The sequence below is a fragment of the Pseudomonas sp. T1.Ur genome (assembly GCF_023516725.1).
Taxonomy (GTDB): Bacteria; Pseudomonadota; Gammaproteobacteria; order Pseudomonadales; family Pseudomonadaceae; genus Aquipseudomonas; species Aquipseudomonas alvandae.
This window is the reverse complement of sequence record NZ_JAMGSN010000001.1, coordinates 1858090-1880773: the sequence shown is the minus strand read 5'-3', so window position 1 is coordinate 1880773 and position 22684 is coordinate 1858090. Positions and strand designations below refer to the sequence as shown.

The following is a 22684-nucleotide window of genomic DNA, read 5'->3' as shown; positions in this document are numbered from 1 at the left end:
ATGAGCGTATTGAATTTCCCCCGGATCTACCTCAACGGCCATATGTTCTGGAATCCACCGACAGCCAACAACAACGATGTGTTTCCGTTGTATGACGCGGTCAAGATGGACATCAACTGGCCGTTCATGAGCCACTTCGACATCAATGCCACGAACGCTCCCACCCAACTCATGCCCTGGGCCATCAAGCCCCTGGCAATGGCGGAGTTGCCCACCTATGTGCTGCAGGTGCCGACCAATGCCAACCCGAAAGCCTACCCGTACATGCCCGCCGAATGGGATCTGTTTGGCGACAATGCCTGCGGCACGGTGAGCTACAACGATATCCGCTCCACGGTCATCGGCGGCGAGCTGCAGGCCAACACCTACATCGCCCAGGACGCCTTGGTCGGCAAGGACTATCAACTGCTCGGCAACCCGTTTGGCAGCAACACGCCGAGTGCCGCGCGCTTCGTGGACATCAGCCCGTGGCAGAACGCTTTCACCGCATTGTATTTCGACAAGCTGATGCTGGGGGATGCCAGCTGCGGCCTGACCCTCAATCGCCAGCACCGGATGCTGGACCGTTTTCTGAACTTCAATTGGGGAGCCTTGGGCGGCCTGGTGTATGTCACCACCACTTGGCAGACCTGTTTTGCCCAGGAGAACCTGGAATGGGTCATCGGCGATTCGGTCCTGCTGGCCAACCTGCAGCAGCAGATGAAGCAGCAAGGAGCCCAGGGCCTGATGTTCAGGTTCTCCACATACCTGACCTGCTACGACAGGAACGGCACATTCAATAACTTCCCACCGATCAACACCCACTCCCACCACGCCGTGGACATGGCGAATGTTCAGAAAATGTATCAACAGGGCCTGGACAACGTCGCCGATATTTTCTTCAACCCCGCCTACAGCCGCACCAATGCGACCTTGGGACTGTGGTTCGCCGACGAATACCCCACCGCCCCCGCTGGCCGACGCATGGTGCCCGCCCAGGCAGTGTCCATCACAAACCAACCTGAGGACGTTCAAAACATTCAGTTAGGGGTGATCTCTGCGCAGATTACCGGTAACACCCTGTCGCTGGACTTGGGCAATACCTTCCCGTTCTACCCGGTGGATCCCAACGCTGCCGTCCTGGTCCCCGAAAAATTCCAGGCCGGCAACTACAAACTGGGTGTAGTCCAGAATGAACAGTTCAACGGGGTGCTCGGCTTTGGCTTCGAACACTACAACCAGACCGCCTTCGACAAACGCTCGGGCCTGCTGGATTTCACCCTCAACGACGCGCAAAAGACCACCTTGCAATCCGCTCCGCTGGCGCTGCAATTGCAGGCTCCGGCGTTCAACGCGCCGCTGATCGCCGCCACCCAACAGACCTGGACCGCCGAGGTCATCGAGAGCGGCAGTTTCATCGACGTGGGTGATCACAAGACACTGAACATCATGGTGCAGAAAAATGGCCAGCCGGCCGCCAACACCACGCTATGGGTGGCGGAATACGGCAACCCCTACATGGTGACCACCAGCGACTACTACCTGGCGTTCAGTAACGCAGCCAATTTCACGCTGTTCTATGACGATCCGACAGACCGTAACTTGAACCACGCAAACCTGCCGCAATTCAATGACGCGCCTCCCGTATCGAACTACCTGGCCACCGGCAGCGGTCGTCGGCTTACTGCCCTGCGCAACGTGCATCGGCCGACGAGCACACCGGTCGGATACCTGGATTTCCTGAATGGCCCGGGCAAACCCATCGCGGTCAACTTGAGCCCTTGCCTGGCATTCGATGCCGGCGTCTACGCCAGCCGGACGCTGAACGACAACCAGGCCACCCAGGTGGATTATTCCTATGTTACGACCACCACCAACGCCCAGGGCATCGCCCAGGTGAGCTTCAGGGCCATCGCCGCGGGCTTTCCGACCTTGCGTTTTTTCATCAAGGACGGCGACAACGATCCGGCCATTCCCTTCAGCTTCGCGCTCCCCCAGGCCTACATCGACTTCCTCGCGCCGATACGTGTCCTGCCCATCGACATCCAGTTGCAACAGGACTTCATCAACTACTGGAACAACATCTATCAGGATAAGGACGCCGCCACAGCGCTGTGGAAGGGTTTCCTCTACCCACGCATCCTGCAGACCTTCTACTACCTGTACCCGATCATGAACAAGTTCATGCCGCTCAACTCCCAGGCGCGCGTCGAAGGCGCCATCGATCAATTGATTGTGTTGATCAGCAAGCCCTACCAGGAAGAAAGCACGCTCTCGATGCCCATCACCCGTGACATGTCCCAAAGCCGCCGCGCCGTCCTGGAGCTGTGGGCCAAGAAACTGGTGAAGCGCGGCTATCCGCCACAACCCCTGAAGATGAGCGACTACGACGGCCTGTGACCGTAACGCTGTTCACCCTAGGAGGATAAACCACTGTGGGAGCGAGCTTGCTCGCGATGACGTTGGGTCAGTTTGTATCGATGCTGGCTGTGTCGACGCCATCGCGAGCAAGCTCGCTCCTACAGTGTCACCCGGTACTTTTCAAAGGAATGACCTATGAAAACCAGTCTCTTGAACCGGCTGTTGCTGTTGATCCTGCTGTCCAGCCCACCGCTCTTCGCCCAGGACAGCGGCGCGGTGTACTTCACCATGGGGGTGCACAACACCGAGGGCTGCAACGAACAGAACGGCAACTGCATCGCCAAACGCCTCCCAGGCGACCCTTCCGATCCGTTTTTCCCGGCGTTCTGGATCAGCGACTGGACGATGTACCGGGTGATGCACAACTACGAGAAGAACCCGCCCCCCTACAGCAACCCGCCCACCACCCTGACCCCGGCGGACTACACCGTGTCCCAAGGCACCAGCTACTACGACACCACCTACGTCCCGCCGGATGGCGACGGCTTCGGCGCGATGATGGAGCACTACGAGAAATACTGCCTGCCGATCTTCCCGATCAAGAACAATAACTACACCTGCTCCTTCGTGTCCCTGGGCAACAAAGCCTACTTCCTGACCTACCCGCAGGATCGCCCCAAGGACATGCCGGCCTGCTGCATGTTTTCGCCGATGAACCATCCGCCGCGGCAAGACTTCATCCAGCACCTGCCCTACAGCGCCGAGCGCAGCCAGAACCTCGACGACAGCGTCCAGGCCTACGCGCTGGACCTTCAATCGCCCCAGGGTCCGATCCTGTTCGGCTATGCCTTCTACAAAAAGATGACGGGACATCCCCCCTACCGGCAGCCCCAGTCGTTCTTTTTCTCCGGTGACACCAGCGTCGCCAATGCGCCGATCGTCAGCCAGAACTACACCCATTTCCGCATCGCCAAACCGGACCCGGCCCAGACCTGGGCGCAGGTGGCTGCGATGTGTCCGGCGAATCCGCCGCCCTGCCAGTTGTTCGAGCCACCGGCTTCACAGAGCAACGGCCAGAAGGCGCAGTGGAACAAACTCATGCAGCGCCAACCCTGACCTGTGTCGAAGGATCGCCATGAACACTTCACTCCGTTTCACCCTGGTACTGCTGGGCCTGGCCAATCTTCCGGCCCTGGCCCTGGAGCAATCCCAGGAGCACGCCATGCCACGGACGCAGGCCTCGAACCTCAATTGCCAGCCTCCCAGTACGGCACCGGCCGCCAACGCCAGCCAGGACCTGTTCGATCAATACAGCTGGCAGCTGTTCATCGCCGTGAACTGGCCCGCCCAGGCGGGGCAGCGCGGTGATCCCGACTGCAGCAAGCAACCCGGAGATTCCGGCTACACCGTCTGGCAGACCTACAAGACCGTGGAGGAAACCTTCCTGCCACAGGGGGCCGATCCAGGCCCATGGAACTCCCCGCAACTGGCCAAGAGCCTGGGCATCATCAACATCGCCGCGTTGAAGAACAGTTCCCAGGTGAATGCCGTCGACCAGGCCGTCGGTGGCTGGCTGATCGACCAGGCCGGCAACCCGACCTACTACGACATCTCGGCCAACGAGACTTCCTATCACTACATCGTCGCCAATCAGTTCTATAACGCCGATGTGGTTTCCAAAGCCAACAACATCAATTTCCCCTACGGGGTCATCGAGGTGAAATCGAGCTGGCGCATCCTCACTCCACAAGACAACGCCAGCCACTACCTGACCATGCTTGCGCGCGTGGCCACGTTCGACGCGCAAGGGCAGCGCACCGGGGTCACCGAGGCCTACCTGGGCCTGGTCGGGCTGCACCTCATCACCAAGGTGAACGGTTATCCGCAATGGATCTGGTCGACCTTCGAACAGATCGACAACGTTCCGCCTAAAGTGCGGGTGAACGGCACATGGGTCGACCAACCGACCGCCGGCACGGCTTACTCGTACTTCAACCCAAACGCGCCGGCAGCCACCCTCAACCAGTCACCCTGCGACTGGCAGACCCAGGGCGCGCACCTGGCCTGCGTCCCCAAACCCGGCACCACCTTCCAGACCCCCAACCCGTTGAACCGGTTCACTCCGATCGCCGAGGTCACCCAGGAGGTCAACACCCGCTACCGCGGCGACCCGGACCTGCAACGCAGCGTCCTGAAGTATTACCAACTGATCACCACCCAGCGCCCATTGATGCCAGACAACCCCAGCAATCCGCTGGGCCAGCCGACACCCGCGCTCTCGGCCAATGTGACCATGGAGAGCTATATCCAACCCAACAGCAGTTGCATGAATTGCCATTCCATGGCGACACCGGTCAGGAGCCCCTACAAATCCGACTACTCCTACCTGTTCAAATTCGCCAATGCGCCTGTCGGCAAAACCATCAAGGAAGAGGAATAGATCATGAGCATCCTGAACGGACCACGGCTGAATTTCTGGGGCGGCATCCGTACGGACGTCAGCCTGCCGAACAACTCTCCGACCATTCCCTACAATGGCAACGACGACTGGCCGCTCTTCGACCTGACCACCTCGACCCTGGCACCGGGCGCCGAGCCCTATTCCGATGACCAGTTGAACAACATGATCAATGCCCCCACCGGCAACTACTACACCGCCGGTGGCTGGAATCACTATGGGCAACATGTCGTCGATATGCAGAACGCCTTGATCAGCTCCCAGGGCAAACCCGGCGTCATCAGCACGACCGGCGACCTGGTGGGCCAGGCCGTCTATCTGCTCGGCTCGGTGGACCCGGTGACCGGCCAGGGCCCCGTTTCCGGCCCGATGATGGTAGACCTGGACCCCACTGCTTCGACGACCACGCAAATTTTTGTCGGCGGGCTGCAAATCGGTGGCAACGACGATATCCAACTGCTGATCCGCTACGACACCGTGTGCAGCAGTTTCGACGTCGCGGGACGTGTGCTGTTGCCAGCGAAAATGGATGCGCCGGGCTCTTTTCACGCCAGCGGCACGTTTCAACTGACTTTCCCCATGAGCAGCATCGTCAGTTGGAACCAGAACAGCAGCGGCCTGCGCTCGATCATCCAGGCGGCGGGCGCGACGGGCATCGTCCTGCGTTTCGTCATGTTCGAAATGTGCCCGACGATGACCACCGAACAACTGGACGCCGACTACGCCGCCGGCAAGTACACCCCCAACCCGAGCATTGGCCGGGTCATCGGTACCCTGGCCCCGGCCTTCGCCGACGAGCCGCTGAACTGCCAGCCGGGCCGGCAGTTGGTCAACCAGAGCACGGGCAATGCCGGTTATGCCGACCTGGATGGTACCGGTTACCTGAGCATCGACATGGTGAACGTCATACCGAAGGAAACCTTCCGGACCGTCAGGGATGACATCACCAGCCCCATCGGCCCCAACGCCAATTACGGGACCGTGACCATCAGTGCCGGCACCACCACGTTGACGACACTGGAACCGACCAGCCGCTTTTTATTCGACTACTACGTGTACGGCGGCATCGTCGACCTGCCCCTGACCTTCGATAAGCTACAGGCGGTGAAATCCAGTGCCCTGGCGATCAACGCGCCAGGCAAGGTCGCCGGGACCACGCTGCAAGCCACCGAATCCACGTATCGGGTCTATGCCGACCAGCGCAACGTCTACCTGGAGGATTACCCCAACGGCCTGTCGATCACCCTGCAGGTCAGGTACCTGGGCGGCGCGGTCCCCAGTACCACCGAAATCGGCCTGCAGGCGGCGGCTCCCGCTGTCTATGATCAGCCGCAATACTGGGACTTCCTCGATTTTCCTGACGCGTTGACCCTCGACAGCGGCCAGCTTTCTGTCAGCTTTCCCGTCACCCTCAAGCCAGGCAGCGCCGCCCAGGCGGGTTTTGTCGCCTTGACCTGCACGGCCAATGGCCTCGACAGCAGTGCCTGCTTCACCAACTTTCGCAAATACGCCCAGACCGACTTCGGTATTGCCCAAGGCACCACCATCACCTGGCCGTTGATGTACCCCAACGTGCTGCGCTTTCACTACCTGGCCTTCCCCGCCATGTCGCGCTATATCCCGTTGAATCAGCCCGATGCAATCAACGGCGCCAAGAACCCGATCCTCGCCCGCACCTCGGACGCCTACAAAGGCACCACGCTGTTCATGCCAGTGGTGCGTTCTATGTCGCCCTGCCAGCGGGCGCTGCTGCGGGCCTATCTCACCGGTGAACCGTGGCAACCGCCGCAATGACCGCGTCCTTTTTTTTCACGGAGAGAACCCATGCCCGCTCCCCTTCAGATCCCCGCGCAACCCGACGAATGCCTGCGGCCCAGTCACTTCATCGCCGAGGACCTGCTCAACCCTCGCGGTCTGTGCCTGCAAGCCGACGGCAGCCTGCTGCTTGCCGAAGCGGGCTCGGGCCTGCCCGACCAGCCCTTCAGCGGTCGTATCAGCCGACTGCGACCCGATCCGCACAACCCTGGCGCCTACCTGCCCCGGGAAACACTGGCGCAAGGCTTCCGTGCCATGAACATGCAGGCGCGCATGCTGCGCGATGAAATCATGGGGGTGTCGGACATCGCCTGCGGTGACGGACGCTGCCTGGTCAGCCAGACCGATTACGTCGCCGGCTCCAAGCTCCTGGACCTGCAATACACACCGCCCGAACCGGTCTTTCATAGCCGTGGCAACCTGAATGCGTTGTGCTACCACCCGAGCCGCCGCAGCTGGCTGGCCGTCAAGCCCGATACCAATCAGTTGGTGGAGTTCGCCACGGGCCAGGAAGAACGGGTGCTGGCCCAACTGCCCGAACTGGATCAAGGCCAGGAAGCCGTGCCCGTGACCCTGGTGTACGAACCGGCGACAGGCGCCGTGCTGATCAGCCTGTTCTCGGGCGAGCTGCACGGCGAGCCGAGCCGCAAGGGCATCGACTTTGCCGAGAAGGCAGGCCAGGTGATCCGGGTATGGCCCGCCAATGCCAGGATCGACGTGCTGATTCGCGGCCTGCAACTGCCCACCGGACTGGCGCTGCGCCCCAACGGCCACCTGCTGGTGCTGGAACTCTGCGAGCGCCTGCAACAACCCCTGCTTCCCGACTGGAACGGCGAACCCCTGCAGGGTGGCTTTACCCGATTCAGTGGGCGCCTGCTGAACTGCGATCTACAGACAGGCCAAGTCACCGTGCTCGCCCGCGACCTGGATACCCCGTCCAACCTGTGCCTGTTGCCGAACGCTGTTGTGGTCAGCGAAGGCATGGGCCTGGTCGGGCGGCCATTGCCTACGCCAGATGAGTGCGTGGTGCCGTTAAGCGGCAGGCTTCGTCGGGTGCTGCTCTGACAAATACACCGACCGGATGGCGTAATGCTGTTCACTTAAGAAAAACGATGGCCCCGTGGCGAGGGAGCTTGCTCCCGCTCGGCTGCGAAGCAGCCGTAAAACCGACGAATGCGGTATATCTAAAGCTCCACATTCGGCAGTTTTGGGGCCGCTTCGCGACCCAGCGGGAGCAAGCTCCCTCGCCACAGGTGTTCCGACAGCATTACGTTGCCGTCTGAACTGTTCGCTCGGTCCTGAAGGAAACGTGGGAATAATCCGAGACACAGGTTTTATCGTCAGGGAGGGGTATTTATGGATCTCACGAAGGGTCTACGGGCCTGCTTTCTGGCCCGGATCAAGGCGTGGACCTGATGGTATATGCTAACGTGCCATCCGCCCGGCTGGTCTGGCTTGCAAGGAATGCATCATGGAGTTCGTGGTTCATAGTTATTGCCTGAAAGGCGCACGCCAGGAGCTTTTGCTGCCCCCTGTCACCCTGACTTCGACCTCGTTGACCTTGACGGTCGCCGAGTTGATTCGCCTGGCCGTTGCCGAGCAGATCACCGCATTGTTGGCTCGGCACTCGCTGCAACAAGTGTCGGTGCGTGAAGTGCTCGACCGCCAATACCTGAGCGAGCGGGACATTCTTCAACAAGCCAGCGAAGGCGCGGTAGCCATGCCTCAAGCCAGCGCGTCTCTGGACCTGGATGTCGGTGTTGAGGCCGAGCGGGCCTTGAAGGGGTTTGAAGCCCGTGCGTTCCGCATTCTGCATAACGGCGTCATGCTCCAGAGGCTCGATGAGTCGATTGAATTGAGCGCGCCATCCACGCTCGCGTTTATTCGCCTGCTACCCCTGATTGGCGGTTGATCCTCACCGCTCACTCCCTCGGATACCCTCATGCAATCACGCCGTCCTTTGCCCGAACAAGCCACGCGCCTCGCTGCACTGCGAGTGTTCTGTGACAGAGCGCTGGATGAGTATCCCGAGCTAAGCCCCTATGACCCATTCGCACCCGGTTTCTGGGACGGCATCGACGTTCTGCGCATCGCCGAGGACTGGGTCAGGCAGCATCCCGTGGATGGACCCGAAGCGCTGGCTGACGGCTTTGTGTTCCCGACCGTTTGGGACGACCTCGAAGACCGTCGCGATCAGCAGCGCTACGGCCTGCAATATCGAATCTGCGATGCCTGGATCACCGCCCACCCGGACACCTATGCGCTAGAGCAAATTGGCGCGCGGCTGCAGCACATGCTGCAATTTGCCCTCGAGGACAGTGACTATCCATTACCCACTGACGAAGATGGCCCCGCCTATTACCGCAGAAGCCCGGACCAGGCCTGGGCCTTCCCTGACGTTCAAGCCTGTATTCATCGCTTGAGCAACTACCCGTCCACCCCGGCCTGGCAGACCATCGCCGGATGGTTGCTGGATGGCAGTTGGAATCGCGAGCAACCCCCTTCAGCGCCTGGGGAAGAACAACGGAAAATCGCCGACGCGTATATCTACGTGCACAAGGAAATCAAGCGCATCGCCCTGGGTTTGGTGGAAGCGGGCCGCCTCGATTACCCCCGCTTCGTCCGGGGGGCCAATACCTGGGGCAGCGCCATGATGTTCTACGCAGGCGACGCCGGGTTGGACAGCGATGATGTGGACCCGGATCGGTACACCCACGAAGCGTTCGATGAGGAGGATTCAAGCGATGAGGGTCCCGAAGGCGAAGGCGTCGATGATGAATCGTTCCAGAATGATGATGTCCTCGATGAGGCACCCGCACCCGTGCATCCCGAGCTGGCAAGCTTCACCGTTCGTTATGTCGAGGAGGCCTTGACTGGATTGCCCGATAACGCCGCGAAGCTGGCTGACACCTTCCGTTCGGTAGAGGTGTATCACACCCGATGGATGCTGCAGGCCTTGGCCGTCATCGAACGATTGGGCGCGACGCCCGATGACTTCTTCAACCGTTTCGGCGATACGGCTGCGGTGCTCGAACGCTTCCTGCTCCTTCAGGGGTTACCCGAAAGCCAATCGGCAGGACTCCTCGCCGCGCTGACCGGCTTTTCCAGAAATACCCTGTTGACCGCCCTGCCCTATGCAGGACATGCCAGCCGAATCGTGCTCGACGCGCTCGGTTGGAGTGACCTGCAAGCCTTTCAGCGCGAGTACTTGAACATTGCCCTGGCACCTCGGTCCGGATGGGGCACCGACTTGCCCAATACGCTTGATGAAACGGTGGGCGTGGTGGACCGCTACCTGCTGGACAAGGCGCTGGCCGAGGCGGACCCGCAACACTTGCGCGACTACCTCGTGGCACTCGAACATTCGCACTGGGCGTTTCCCGAGACGCGTGTGCTGCTCGACGCGTACCGCGGCATCGGTCGGCCAGCATTGGAAAAGAAACTGGCCCGTCATGCACAGCCGGCCATGCGCATCTATGGCGTGCTGCCCGTCATGGATTCGGATGATGTACGCCAGCGCTATCTGACGTTGAAAAAAGTGCACAAAGAGGTGCGTAAATACGGCGCTCAACGACAGGCCAACTCCCACGCAGCGGTGCAGGCGGGATTGGAAAACCTGGCGCGTGTCGCGGGTTACCCCTCGGCGATTCGCCTGGAATGGGCCATGGAATCGGAGATTGCCGAATCCGCCCTGACGTCTGCCACCATCGATGGCTACGACGTCACGATCGTCATCGACGGCTTATCGCCGGCATTGCACATCTGCAAAGCCGCAAAGACCCTCAAGACCGCACCGCCTGCGATTCGCAAACACGCGGACTTCATCGCCCTCAAAACGCAACAGACCCGGCTCAAGGAACAGATCGCACGCTTCTGCAGAACCCTGGAAACAATGATGAGCAGCGGCGAAACCCTGGCGTTGGCGGACCTGAAGCCACTGCTGAAAATGCCTGCGGTTCGCCTGCTGCTCGAACAGCTGATCGTGCAGGTTGACGACGCCGCGTTGGGCTGGCTCGATGCCGCAACGCTGACCGTGACAGACCTCGAAGGCCGCCGACACGTGGCCGGGAAGCACCTGCGTATTGCTCACCCTTTTCACCTGTTCACGGCGGGACAGCTGTCGGCCTGGCAGAAAGAAGTCGTGACCCATCGCCGCGTGCAGCCGTTCAAACAAGCCTTTCGCGAGTTGTACCTGCTGACACCGGCTGAGCGAGAGACCGCTCTGTGGTCCAACCGATTTGCCGGCCACCGTCTCAAAGGCAACGTAGCGTCCCGGTTGCTGCAGGTCCGCAATTGGTCGACCTCAAGCGTCGAGGACATCTATTACGAGAGCAAAGAGCATGGCATTTTTGCCCTGTTCAACTTACTGGATACCGGTCACTACCTCTCCGAAACAGAACACTTTACCTTCGACACGATTGCGTTCCACCGCGACCAGAAAGCCATCCCCCTTGAGCAAGTACCGCCGCTGCTGTTCTCGGAAGTCATGCGCGACGCCGACTTGCTGGTCTCCGTGGCCTACGCTGCGGACAGCTACGCCACCAGCAACGAAACCTTGCAACGACGCACCGAACTGGTCAGCGAATTGATCCAGGGGCTCGGGTTGCAACACGCCAAATGTGAAGGGCATTTCCTGCACGTCACCGGCCAGCGTGCCAGCTACCGCATTCATTTGGGCAGCGCAGCCATCCATATCGAACCCGGCAACTACCTGTGCATCGTGCCCCTGGGCGCCAGTGCCGAGGCGTTCTACCTGCCATTCGCCGACACCGACAAGACAATGGCCGAGGTGCTGAGCAAGATGTTCCTGTTGCTGGACGATACGAACATCACTGACAGCCAGATACTGGAGCAGATACAGCGCGGCGGTTGATGCCGATCTTCGACAGTGCAGCAGTAAACGTCAAACCGCCGCAGCCGCAACGACCCTGGAACGCCAGGCGAAAGCCAGCACCATCAGCAGCCCCAGGCCCGCCATCGCCGCTCCGGCCAGGGAAATCGCCGGATACCCCAAGCCCGCGTTGATCACCGCGCCGCCCAGCGCCGCGCCAATCGCGTTGCCCAAGTTGAAGGCACCGATGTTCACGGCCGAGGCCAGATTAGGCGCGTCCTTGGCGGCTTCCATTACACGCATCTGCAAGGGCGGCACCAAGGCAAAACTGGCGATGCCCCAGATCAGAATGGCGATTGCCGCCGGGAGCGGCCAGCGCATCAGGGCGGTGAACGCCAGCAAGACGAGAATCAGCACGCCCAGCGAAACGATCAGGGTGCGGTCTATCGAGCGATCCGCGGCCTTGCCGCCCCACATGTTGCCCAGCGTCAGTCCCACGCCGAACAGCACCAGCATCGCCGTGATGAAGGTGGCGGAGGCATGGGTCTCGCTATTCAGGATCGGGGCGATGTAAGTGAACACCGTGAACATCGCGCCTGAGCCGACCACGGTCAGGGCCAACGCGCCCAACACCGGGCCACGGCCCAGTACCCGAATTTCGGCCAGCACACCGATGCTTTGCGGCGCCGGTACGTTAGGCAGGGCGAACCACAGCGCCGCCATGGCCACTACGCCCAGGCCAGTGATCCCCCAGAACGCGGTGCGCCAGCCGAACAGCTCGCCAAACCAGGCAGCCAGCGGCACGCCGCCGATCGTCGCCAGGGTCAGGCCCATGAACATGGCCGCGACCGCCCCGGCGCGTTTCTGCGGGGTGACCACGCTGGCCGCGACGATAGAGCCCACGCCAAAGAACGCACCGTGGTTCAGCGAAGTCACGACCCTGGCGACCATCAGGCTGTAGTAATCAGTCGCCAACGCTGACATCAGGTTTCCCAGGGTAAAAATCGCCATGAGTCCGATCAGCAGATAGCGCCGGGGAATCCTGCCGGTGGTCAGGGTCATCAGCGGCGCGCCGAGCAGTACGCCCAGGGCGTAGGCACTGACCAGCAGGCCTGCGGCGGGAATGGAAACGCCGAGATCTGCAGCGATCCCCGGCAACATGCCCATGGGGGCGAACTCGGTTACGCCGATGCCAAAGGCACCCATGGCGAGTGCAACAAGGGGTGGATTGATACGCATAGGAAGGCTCCTCATCTATGCCGCAAATGCTACGATGCAGCCTTTTCAGGCGGTAGATCGCATTTCTGGCAAAGACCTTTGCGTACGGAGCACAAATGGACGTCAACGGCAGATCAGGTGAAATGGTTGTGTTCGCCGCGGTGGCGCAGGAAGGCAGCTTGTCGGCCGCCGCGCGTGCGTTGGGGCTGACACCTTCGGCGGTCAGCCGGATCATCGCGCGAACCGAACTACGGCTGGGCACCCGCCTGCTGTTGCGCACCACGCGGGCGATCACTTTCACCGCCGAGGGCGAGGCTTACCTGCGCGGCGCCCGGCGTATCCTCGCCGACATGGCCGAGGTCGAAGAAGCCGTCGCTGACCAAGGCGTGCCCAAGGGCCGTTTGCGGGTCAGCGCCGCCCTCGGCCATGGTCGACAGACGATCGTGCCCTTGGTGGCCGCCTTCAGCGCCCGCTACCCGAACATCGTCGTCGACCTCACCCTCGGCGACGAAGTGGTCGACATTCTCGGCGGCCAGGCCGACGTGGCGGTGCGCTTTGGCCATCTGCCCGACAGCCCGCTGACAGCGCGCCGGATCGGCGACACCGGCCAAGTGGTGGTGGCTTCGCCCGACTATCTGGAGCGCCACGGCACACCCCAGGAACCGGAAGACCTGCTGCGCCATAACTGCCTGCGCTTCAATTTTCGTCGCGCCGAACCCAACTGGCCGTTCATCCGTGACGGCAACGAATTTTCCTTGAAGGTCAGCGGCAATATCGAATGCAGCAGTGGTGAGGCGCTGGCCCAACTTGCGCGGCTAGGTGCCGGCATTGCGCGTATCGGCGAGTTCACCGTGAGCGAGGACTTACAGCGAGGGGATCTGATACCGCTGCTGGAAGCATGGAACCCCGGAGACCGGGAGCCGATCCATGCGGTCTTCGTTGGAGGTTCGGCGATGCCGGCGCGGGTGCGGGTGTTCGTGGATTTTCTGCTGGAGCAGCATCGGATGTGATGCGTCGGCCATATCGCGGGGCGTGTCAGTCTTTGGCAAATCCAGCGATTTTGAGGCGTGAGCGTTTGAACAAAACCTCAAGGTCGAACAGCGACAAACTCACCTAAAAATTCTCATTGATAGTGCATATCGACAAAACAACATAGTACACCTACCAACTGGATGGTAGTGTTGTTTCAAGATTTACACCCCCCCCCCCCCCACAAATCAGTGAGAACCTCATGCAAGATTGGAAGCAAACCCGCAAAGACATCAACGCTCGCCTGGTAGAGCTCAACGGTTTGTCTCCGGACACCATGAAAGGCATGGCCTCCCTGGGTGCCGCCGGTGCCAAGACCAACCATCTGGACGCGAAGACGCGTGAGCTGATCTCCCTGGCCGTAGCAGTCACAACTCGCTGCGATGGCTGCATCGCCTTTCATGCTGCCGAGGCCAAAAAAGTCGGGGTTACCAGCGAGGAAGTGGCTGAAGCCCTCGGCGTGTCGATCAACATGAATGCCGGTGCCGCACTGGTCTACAGCACCCACGTGCTGGACGCGTTCGACAAGTCGTAATTCGACAGTCATCCCTATTCGAGATCAATCATGAACAAGCTGTTTACTCCTTACGATTTGTCCGGTGTCGAGTTGAAAAACCGTGTGGTCATGGCACCGATGACGCGCACCCGCACCCTGAACAATGTTCCAAACGACTTCACCGCCGAGTACTACGCACAACGCGCCTCCGCGGGCCTGTTGATCACCGAAGGCCTGCCTGTTTCCGACGAGGCGCGTGGCTACCTCTACACACCTGGTATTTACGCTGATGAACACCTGCCGGGCTGGCGTAAGGTCACCAACGCGGTGCATGCCCGAGGCGGAAAGATTTTTGCGCAGTTGTGGCACGTCGGCCGTATGTCGCATGTGTCGGTGCATGGATTGGTGCCGGTTTCTTCTGGCACTCAGGCGGCAGTCGACACCACGGTGTACGCCTGGGTCACGCCCGACGAGGCCGGCCCCGTGCAACCCAGCGCCCCGCGCGCGCTGGGCACGGAGGAAATCAAACGTGTCATCGCTGACTTCGTGAAGTCTGCGCGCATGGCCATGAATGCCGGGTTTGACGGCGTTGAAATCATGGCAGCCAACGGTTTTCTGTTTGACCAATTCCTCAGTAGCGCCTTGAACACCCGCGCGGATCAGTACGGTGGCTCTATCGCTAATCGTCAGCGCTTTCTGTTGGAGACAATTGACGCGATTGCCGATGAAATCGGTGGTGCGCAGATTGGCGTACGGTTCTCGCCGTTTGGCCGCCTGTACGACTTTGGCGTGTATGAGGGCGAAGCAGAAACCTGGATGAGCATGGCGGCAGCGCTCAATGAGCGTGAACTGGCCTATGTTCATCTCAACTACCAACCGACCATCGCTGCCGCTCAGACGCCGCCTGGCTTTGGCGCAACCTTTCGCGAAGCCTACAAGGGCACCCTGATGGCCGCGGGTGGTTTTACACAGGCGCTTGCCGAGTCGGAGCTGGCCAAGGGCGAACTCGACCTGATTGCGTTCGGCACGGCCTACATCGCCAATCCGGATCTGGTCGAACGCATGCAGCATGGTTGGCCACTCGCTGAGAGTGATCGTTCGACCTACTACGGCGTGGGTGACCGTATTGCCAAGGGCTACACCGACTACCCGGCATTCCGTGCGGCTAACGCCTGATCAGCCACGCGCCTCAAGCAGTTTCACTTATAAAAACGCCCTGTTCGACTGGTACTCTGGTGCCGTTAGAACAGGGCGTTTTTTACGTTTGGAAAAGGATCGATCAGCCTTCGCGCACTTCGAGGGTCGGCACCATACGGATCGCCTTGGAGAAGTTGGCGTAATTGACCGAGGTTTTGAGCACGGCGTCGTGCAGTTCCTCAACCCGCTCGCGCGGGGCGTCAGTGTGCAAGCGGATCGCCACGCTCACTTCGTCATAGCCTGGGTTGACGCTTTCGTCGATACCCAGGAAACCGCGCAGGTCGAGGGTGCCGTTGGTCTCGATTTCCAGGCTATGGATCTTGATGCCCATCAGCGCGGCATTGGCGGCATAGCCGACGGACATGCAAGCATTGAGCGCAGCCATGAGCAGTTCCTGAGGGTTTGGCGCGCAATTCTGGCCCAGCAGTTCATTTGGCTCATCGGCAGCAATTTCAAAATCTCGCGAGTAGGTTTCACCGGCCAGGCTGTAGCGATTGACTTTAGCCACTGTGCGGGTCTGACCTTTCCACTCGGTCTTGACATTAAAACTGGCATGCCGCTTGGTCGCGTCCTCGGCGACGCCCTGGGCGAACTGCTGGAGTGCGGCGACGTCGATACCGTTCAAATTGTTGCTCATTGGGTCATTCCTCTTTAGGCGATCGGGCTTTACTCCCGAAAGAGAAATAACTCTACCAAGTAGTAGGTAGCTGTTCAATTGATATTAAAACCTTCCATCAGCGCCACCCTGCCATAAAAAAAACGCCTCGATAATTCGAGGCGTTTTTTATGGCAGAGCGTGTTGTGGCGGTGGGATTTGCTAGTTAGGCGTGGGCGCTGCCCGCAATCCTTCCAGGAGAATATCGAACCCGGACGATTGTACATAAGCATCGCTCAGCGCCCAGGAAACGAAGCTGTTACCCTCCAGCGTATTGAGGATAAGCCGAGCGACAATCACCACGTCGAGCCCGCTCCTGATCTCCCCGGCGGATTGACCTAACGCGACATTGGCCTGCAGCCACTTGAGGTGAATTTCGAAAAAGTCTCGGGTCAATGCCTGCAGGCTGTCGGGTAGCGCCAGAAGCTCCGCGGCCAAGGCCCCACACAGCGGCAGCATGCCGTCGGCACTGCTCTGGGCGAACATGAGCGCAAACGCCTTGAGACGATCGATCACACCGGCAGTGTCGGCGTTGATTTGCTCCAGTTGATTCTTGAAACGGAACAGATAGCTTTCGACGATTGCGATTGCCATCCCTTCCTTGGTCGGAAAATGGTGATGAATACTCGCCTTCTTGATGCCAATGTCAGTCGCGAGGTCGGCGTAGCTGAACGCTGCATAGCCTTTGGTCCGCAACAGGATTTCAGCGCTGGTGAGAAGGTCGGAACGTGTACTCATGAAGCAGCATCCAGATTTTTTCAATCAGCAATCATAAATGAGTCATGCCGGGGAAGACAGTCCGCGGACTGACCCTGCACGTCCTGCTGTGCGCGAGCCAGGGGGAAAGAAGAGTTCGCTCGCGTCAGTGATCGCAATGCAAGCTATTGACCCGACTGTCCGCCAGTTTGAACACCACACGCTGGGGATGGTTGATCGAGACCAGGTATTCCACCGGCAGTCCTTGGCGGTCAAAGATCACACCTCGGTAGACCAGTGCGGCCGTCCCGGGCTCGACGTCGAGCAAGCGGGCCTCCTGGTCGTTCATCGTGGCGATGCTCAGCGTACCCTCGTCGCTTTCCATTTCGATCTGGTAGCGCGATAACAGCAACGCATACAACGAGGCCCCCTCGATCAGGTCTCCCGCCACGAGGTCCGGTGCGCGGGCTGCAGGGATGTAGCTGGTCTCTATGCAGAATGGCTTTTGATCCACCGTGCGCAGGCGCCTGATGGTCAGCAAGGGGTCGCCTTCCTGGATCTTCAGCAGTTTCGCCACGCGGGCACTGGCCTGGGTTTGTTCGAAGTAGAGCAATTTGCTGCCCGGCCTGGCCCCGGCTTGTTCGACGACTTCGGCGATGCCTTTGCGCGCGACGGTATTGAGTGGCCGCTCGACGCCCGGAGCGGTCACAAAGGTGCCGCGGTTGCCACGGCGCTCCAGGACCCCGCGATCGATCAGCGTTTGCAAGGCCTTTCGCAGCGTCATCCGGCTGATGCCCAAGTGCTCGGCCAGGTCCCGTTCCGCCGGAATCCGTTCAGTCGGCCCGAACTCCGGGCGCTCCAGCATTTCCAGCAGGGCCTGGACGGCCTGCCAGGCCACCTGCTTGCGTTCGGGCGCCAGCAGGGCCACGTCGAAGGATTTGGAAGGACTAACTTTCATGGTCTACATCCTGGATTTATTTTTCTGTGCAACGGCGTGCCAACAGTACTCACTGAAACCAGCGCAAACCCGCCAGCTTGATAATCAGACCTAATAAACGGCCCATTGCCTAGCTTGAAAACTGCGGTGACGGTGCATTAGACCACGGAGAAAAAATCTTGTAATGGTATTTTTGGTGGTATAGCTTTTGGTCTACATGGTGATCATGAACCGCAACATGAACACCGCAACAAAGCCCCCAGGAGCTCACATGGCGATCCAGTTCAACCGGGAAGCATTCACCACTTCCTTGCAGCAATCCGTGCACATCGTCGACGACGCCCAGCAGTTCGGCCAGGAACTGGCGACGCGAATCGACCGCATCTATTTCGTCAGTTGCGGTGCGCCCAATCGCATCATGCTCGGCTTGCAGTACTGGCTGGAGCGCTACAGTCACACACTGGAAGTGCGCCGTTATTTCCCCGCCGATTTCATGGACATCGATCCGCCGCGCCTGGATGAACGCACCCTGGTGGTCCTCGCCTCCAAATCCGGGACCACCCAGGAAACCATCGCCGCCGCGCGTTTTCTGCAAGACAAGCCCTGCCTCACCGTCGGCGTGACGCAAACCGCCGAGCTGCCGTTGGCCCAGGCTGTTCAACATTGCTTTTTGCTGGGACGTACCGATGAGGCGTACTTCGGTTGCTTCATGATCCTCCAGGCGCTGGTCGGCGGGATCCTGGCCAAGCGTGAAGGCTGGCCGCTGCTGGACAAGCTCACTCGCTCGCTCAAGGCCTTGCCGCAGGCCCTCGCCGACGCTGCGATCAATAACGACCGGCGCGCCACCGAAGAGGCGCGCCTGTACAAGGATGATCGCGTGATGTACTTCCTCGCGTCGGGCCCGATGTTCACCACCGCCTATGTATTCGGGGTCTGCGTGGTGATGGAAAGCCAGTGGTTGCATTGCCTGCCGGTGGAGGCTGCCGAGTTTTTCCACGGCCCGTTCGAAGCCATCGACGCCACCACCCCGCTGCTCCTGCTGGTGGGCGAAGACCCCAGCCGGGCGCAGATGGAACGTGTGGTGCGCTTCTGCCAGCGATACACCGAACGCGTCATGGTCTATGACGCCAAGGATTTCCCCATGGAAGGCATCGACCCGGAGATCCGCGCCATTGTCGCGCCCTACATCGTTGGCATCGCCGTGGAACGTATCGCCGCTCATCTCGCGGTCTGGCATGAGCAACCGCTGACGACACGCCGCTACATGTGGAAGACGGAGTATTGAGCATGGCCAGCCTGATCGCTGTCGGCGACAACACCTTGGACGTGTACCTGGACCGGAACACCGAATACCCCGGTGGCAACGCGCTCAACGTGTCGGTGTTTGCCGCCCGGCTGGGGGCTCGCAGCGCCTATCTGGGCTGCGTTGGCAATGACCGGCACGGCCAGTACCTGCTCGATTGCCTGCAACAGGAAGCGGTCGATGCATCCCGCTGCAGAACGCTGGCAGGGGCCAACGGCTGGGCTTGTGTCGACAGCATCGACGGCGAACGGGTGTTTCTCGGCAGCGACCCGGGTGTCTGCCGCCAACTGCGACTCGATGGCGACGACTTGGACTATCTCGCGCAATTCCAGCTGGCCCATAGCAGCCTCTATAGCGGTCTTGAGAACCAACTGGCGCAGATTCGCCAGGCCAGTGGCTGCTTGTCATTCGACTTCTCGGACAACTGGGTCGAGTTCGATTGGCAAGCGCTGATCCCGCATGTCGATATCGCCTTTTTCTCGGCGGCCGACCTGTCGCCCAGCGAAGCCCGTGACTTGGCGGATTCGATGCGGGCGCTAGGCCCGGCAACGGTGGTCATCACCCTCGGCGCCCAGGGCGCGCTCGCAGTCGACGCACAAGGCGCGCATGAGCAGGCTGCGCGGCCCTGCGCGTTCATCGACAGCATGGGTGCCGGCGACGGTTTTATCGCCGCGTTCCTGCTGGCATGGCAAGCGCGGCACAACCTGGCCCAGTGTCTCGCACGAGGTGTCGACTATGCCGGCCAGGTGTGCGGCTGGGCCGGGGGCTTTGGCCATGGACAGGCCGTGGACAACCAACGCGCTCGACAACTCAAACACGCCTTGAACATTCAAGGCTGATGCGTGCTGCCCGGGTCTCTTCCCGGGACAGTTCTACCAACCTGTCGTGGATACCCTGTCGATGAAAAAATGTCTGATCGGTTTGATGCTCGTGGCCAGCCCGCTGATGACCTGGGGCGCCAGCGAAGAGCTGCGTTTCGGGGTCGACCCCACCTACCCGCCCTTCGAGTCCAAGCGGCCGGACGGCTCGCTGACAGGCTTCGATATCGAACTGGGCGAAAGCCTGTGCAGCGAGCTGCAACGTCGTTGCGTCTGGGTCGAAAACGCCTTTGACGGCATGATCTCGGCCCTGAAAGGCAGGAAGTTCGACGGGATACTCTCTGCCCTCTCGATCACTGAAGCACGCAAAGCCGAAATCGCCTTCTCCGACACGCTGTACGACACGCCGGCACGCCTGGTGGCCCCGCAAGGCAGCCCACTGCAACCGACGGCCGAATCCTTGCGCGGCAAGCGCATCGGCGTGCAGCAAGGCAGCGTGTTCGAAGCCTATGCCAAGCGGATGTGGGGCCTCAAAGGCGTGGAAGTGGTGCCCTATCAAAGCAGTGACTTGACCTATTCGGACTTGATCAATGGTCGGCTGGACGCGGCATTCGACGATGCCATCGCCGTTTCCGAAGGCCTGCTGAAGAAGCCTATCGGCAAAGGCTTCGGTTATGCCGGCGAGGTGGTCAAGTCGCCGGAGATCTTCGGCCCGGGCACCGGCATCGGATTGCGTAAAAGCGATACCGCCCTCGCTGGGGAAATCAATCAGGCGCTGGAACGGCTCCACCGCAACGGCACCTACGAGCGCATCGCCAGGAAGTACTTCGACTTCGACATCTCGCCGAAATAATCCATCCGTACGGAGCCCGAAAGCATGTTTCTCGAAGGGTACGGTTATCTGATTTTCCAGGGCGCGTGGCTGACCGTCCAGGTCGCCACCTGGGCCGCCTGCGTCGCCATCGTGCTTGGCCTGCTCGGCGCCTTGGCGAAACTCTCGCCGGTGGCGCCGCTGCGGCTGGTCGCGACGGTCTACACCACGCTGGTGCGCAGCGTGCCGGACCTGGTCCTGATGCTGCTGATCTATTACAGCGCGCAAATCGGGATCAACCAGATAGCCCAGGCGTTCGGCCAGGAATCGTTGCAGTTGGATCCCTATGGCACCGCGATCGGTACGTTGGGATTCATCTACGGTGCCTACTGCGCCGAAACCTTTCGCGGGGCCTTCAGGGCCATCCCGTTTGGCCAACTGGAAGCCGCGCGGGCCTATGGCATGAGCCATTGGCAAGTCCTGCGGCGGATCCGCCTGCCGCAAATGATGCGGTTCGCCTTGCCCGGCATCGGCAATATCTGGCAAGTGCTCTTGAAAAGTGCCGGCCTGATCTCGCTGCTGGGCCTCAATGACATGGTCCAGGTCGCTAAGCAAGCGGGAAACGCGACCTCACGGCAGATGTTCTTCTATCTGGTGATCGCGGCGATCTTCCTCGCCTTTGCGATCCTCTCCAGCCTGGCCCTCAAACACCTTGAACGACGCTACAGCATCGAACCGCGGCGGAGCGTGTGATGATCGAGATACTGAAAGAGTTCGGGCCCAACTTCCTGTGGTCCGACGGTTACCGCTGGAGTGGCTTGTCCGTCACCTTATGGCTGTTGGTGACGTCGGCCATTATCGGCCTGGCCGCGGCAATACCCCTGGCGCTGGTTCGCACCTATGGCAATCGCTGGCTGGCGTTGCCTGTCCAGCTCTACACCTTGGTCTTTCGTGGCACGCCGCTGTTCGTGCAACTGCTGATCATCTACAGCGGCCTGGCCAGCCTGAGCCTGATCAGGGAGTCGCCGAGCCTGTGGTGGTTCTTTCGCGACGGCATGCATTGCGTGATCCTGGCGCTGGCCTTGAACACCTGCGCCTACACCGTCGAGATTCTGGCCGGCGTGCTGCGCACCACCCCACGCGGTGAAATCGAGGCAGCGCTGGCCCTGGGCATGACCCGCCGCCAACTGTTCGTCCTGGTGCTGGTACCGAGCATGCTGCGCCGGGCACTGCCGGCCTACAGCAACGAAGTGATCTTCGTCCTGCACGCCACGGCCGTTGCCTTTACCGCCACCGTTCCCGACATTCTTAAAATCGCCGCCGATGTGAACGCCGCCACTTTCAAGACCTTCCAGGCCTATGGCATTGCCGCCCTGCTCTACATGCTGTTGGCGTGCGCGCTGGTGGGTGTGTTTCGATTGGCCGAGCGCCGGTTGTTGGCTTATCAGCGTTGAACAGTTTGGGGGCTGGCATCCGTCCCGGGCATCACCTACGGAGCATTCTCAGGCGCCCCCGCATTCTTCTTCAAACTTTCAGGGCTGCCTGCGCACAGGCCATCCATCACCAGGTCCATCAATCTGTCGAGACGAGTACGCCATTGGCGCTGGGAATCGATTTGCCATATGCCGGCCGTGGCCAGGAAAAAGTCGTCGTGGGTGACGCCGCTGCGAATGGTCCCGGCCTCCTCATTAGCCCTCAGCAGTAGCTCGGCAGCCGCCTGGACTGGCGCGTACCCAGATTTCCCCGGAAATTCGTAGGCAGAAGCAGCCTGTCGTATCGCAGTCGCAAGCCCGGCCTTGGTCATTGCATATTCAGCGAGGCAGCTCATCCATTCTCGGAGAGCCTCTTTCGGTGGTTTTGTCGCGAGCAGTTGTTCGGCCAACGCGGCCACCTGCTGCATTTCGAATTGATAAACCTCGAACACCAGGCTTTCCCGGGTCGCGAAGTGTCGATAGAACGTGCCCTGTCCTACCCCGGCTTTCTTCGCGATCGCACTCAGCGGCACCGCAGGATCGTTCGTCAGTTCAACCACCGCGACTTCCAGTATCCGTTCCCGGTTTTTCTTGGCGTCGGCACGCAT

The 22684-nt window shown here is 60.6% G+C and carries 20 protein-coding genes; 15 read left to right on the top strand and 5 right to left on the bottom strand.

Going from position 1 to position 22684, the window contains the following annotated elements; genetic code table 11:
* The 7 genes from M8Q45_RS08735 (at position 1) to M8Q45_RS08705 (ending at position 11486) form a co-directional block, all read left to right on the top strand.
* Positions 1-2379 carry a hypothetical protein gene (locus M8Q45_RS08735; protein WP_249874345.1) on the top strand — a complete coding sequence of 793 codons (2379 nt, stop codon included), beginning with the start codon at positions 1-3 and terminating at the stop codon, positions 2377-2379.
* 156 nt (positions 2380-2535) lie between these two features.
* Entirely contained in the window at positions 2536-3456 is a 921-nt protein-coding gene (locus tag M8Q45_RS08730) for a hypothetical protein (protein WP_249874344.1), read from the top strand.
* 19 nt (positions 3457-3475) lie between these two features.
* On the top strand, positions 3476-4780 hold the full coding sequence (locus M8Q45_RS08725) for a hypothetical protein (RefSeq protein ID WP_249874343.1): 1305 nt from the start codon (positions 3476-3478) through the stop codon (positions 4778-4780).
* A 3-nt stretch (positions 4781-4783) separates the two neighbouring features.
* Positions 4784-6592 carry a hypothetical protein gene (locus M8Q45_RS08720; RefSeq protein ID WP_249874342.1) on the top strand — a complete coding sequence of 603 codons (1809 nt, stop codon included), beginning with the start codon at positions 4784-4786 and terminating at the stop codon, positions 6590-6592.
* A 30-nt stretch (positions 6593-6622) separates the two neighbouring features.
* On the top strand, positions 6623-7678 hold the full coding sequence (locus tag M8Q45_RS08715) for a hypothetical protein (RefSeq protein ID WP_249874341.1): 1056 nt from the start codon (positions 6623-6625) through the stop codon (positions 7676-7678).
* Positions 7679-8084: 406 nt separating this feature from the next.
* Positions 8085-8525: a hypothetical protein gene (locus M8Q45_RS08710; protein WP_249874340.1), complete on the top strand. Its 441-nt coding sequence runs from the start codon at positions 8085-8087 to the stop codon at positions 8523-8525.
* Positions 8526-8555: 30 nt separating this feature from the next.
* On the top strand, positions 8556-11486 hold the full coding sequence (locus M8Q45_RS08705; protein WP_249874339.1) for a DUF4132 domain-containing protein: 2931 nt from the start codon (positions 8556-8558) through the stop codon (positions 11484-11486).
* 30 nt (positions 11487-11516) lie between these two features.
* Here M8Q45_RS08705 and M8Q45_RS08700 read toward each other — a convergent pair whose 3' ends face one another.
* Entirely contained in the window at positions 11517-12683 is a 1167-nt protein-coding gene (locus tag M8Q45_RS08700; RefSeq protein WP_249874338.1) for an MFS transporter, read from the bottom strand.
* 95 nt (positions 12684-12778) lie between these two features.
* On the opposite strand from M8Q45_RS08700, the gene M8Q45_RS08695 reads away from it, so the two are divergent.
* The 3 genes from M8Q45_RS08695 to M8Q45_RS08685 all read left to right on the top strand — a co-directional run bounded on the left by M8Q45_RS08695 (position 12779) and on the right by M8Q45_RS08685 (position 15363).
* Positions 12779-13672: a LysR substrate-binding domain-containing protein gene (locus tag M8Q45_RS08695; protein WP_249874337.1), complete on the top strand. Its 894-nt coding sequence runs from the start codon at positions 12779-12781 to the stop codon at positions 13670-13672.
* A 221-nt stretch (positions 13673-13893) separates the two neighbouring features.
* Complete coding sequence (locus M8Q45_RS08690) at positions 13894-14226, top strand: carboxymuconolactone decarboxylase family protein (protein ID WP_249874336.1); 333 nt, start codon at positions 13894-13896, stop codon at positions 14224-14226.
* A gap of 30 nt (positions 14227-14256) precedes the next feature.
* A complete protein-coding gene (locus M8Q45_RS08685; protein WP_249874335.1) occupies positions 14257-15363 on the top strand; it encodes an alkene reductase in 1107 nt (368 codons plus the stop codon).
* A 103-nt stretch (positions 15364-15466) separates the two neighbouring features.
* Here M8Q45_RS08685 and M8Q45_RS08680 read toward each other — a convergent pair whose 3' ends face one another.
* The 3 genes from M8Q45_RS08680 to M8Q45_RS08670 form a co-directional block, all read right to left on the bottom strand.
* Positions 15467-16021 (bottom strand): OsmC family protein, encoded by a 555-nt coding sequence (locus tag M8Q45_RS08680; RefSeq protein WP_249874334.1) that lies wholly within the window; start codon positions 16019-16021, stop codon positions 15467-15469.
* A 180-nt stretch (positions 16022-16201) separates the two neighbouring features.
* Positions 16202-16777 carry a TetR/AcrR family transcriptional regulator gene (locus M8Q45_RS08675; protein ID WP_249877297.1) on the bottom strand — a complete coding sequence of 192 codons (576 nt, stop codon included), beginning with the start codon at positions 16775-16777 and terminating at the stop codon, positions 16202-16204.
* A gap of 124 nt (positions 16778-16901) precedes the next feature.
* Complete coding sequence (locus tag M8Q45_RS08670) at positions 16902-17693, bottom strand: GntR family transcriptional regulator (RefSeq protein WP_249874333.1); 792 nt, start codon at positions 17691-17693, stop codon at positions 16902-16904.
* Between the two features lie 250 nt (positions 17694-17943).
* On the opposite strand from M8Q45_RS08670, the gene M8Q45_RS08665 reads away from it, so the two are divergent.
* The 5 genes from M8Q45_RS08665 (at position 17944) to hisM (ending at position 22058) form a co-directional block, all read left to right on the top strand.
* Complete coding sequence (locus M8Q45_RS08665) at positions 17944-18957, top strand: SIS domain-containing protein (protein WP_249874332.1); 1014 nt, start codon at positions 17944-17946, stop codon at positions 18955-18957.
* Between the two features lie 2 nt (positions 18958-18959).
* Entirely contained in the window at positions 18960-19814 is an 855-nt protein-coding gene (locus M8Q45_RS08660; RefSeq protein WP_249874331.1) for a PfkB family carbohydrate kinase, read from the top strand.
* Positions 19815-19875: 61 nt separating this feature from the next.
* On the top strand, positions 19876-20646 hold the full coding sequence (locus tag M8Q45_RS08655; protein WP_249874330.1) for an ABC transporter substrate-binding protein: 771 nt from the start codon (positions 19876-19878) through the stop codon (positions 20644-20646).
* A 24-nt stretch (positions 20647-20670) separates the two neighbouring features.
* Positions 20671-21357, top strand: a complete 687-nt coding sequence (locus M8Q45_RS08650; protein ID WP_249874329.1) for an ABC transporter permease — start codon at positions 20671-20673, stop codon at positions 21355-21357.
* On the top strand, positions 21357-22058 hold the full coding sequence (gene hisM / locus M8Q45_RS08645; protein ID WP_249874328.1) for a histidine ABC transporter permease HisM: 702 nt from the start codon (positions 21357-21359) through the stop codon (positions 22056-22058). The genes M8Q45_RS08650 and hisM overlap by 1 nt, the downstream gene beginning before the upstream one ends.
* Positions 22059-22093: 35 nt before the next feature.
* On the opposite strand, the gene M8Q45_RS08640 is transcribed toward hisM, so the two are convergent.
* Complete coding sequence (locus M8Q45_RS08640) at positions 22094-22684, bottom strand: TetR/AcrR family transcriptional regulator (RefSeq protein ID WP_249874327.1); 591 nt, start codon at positions 22682-22684, stop codon at positions 22094-22096.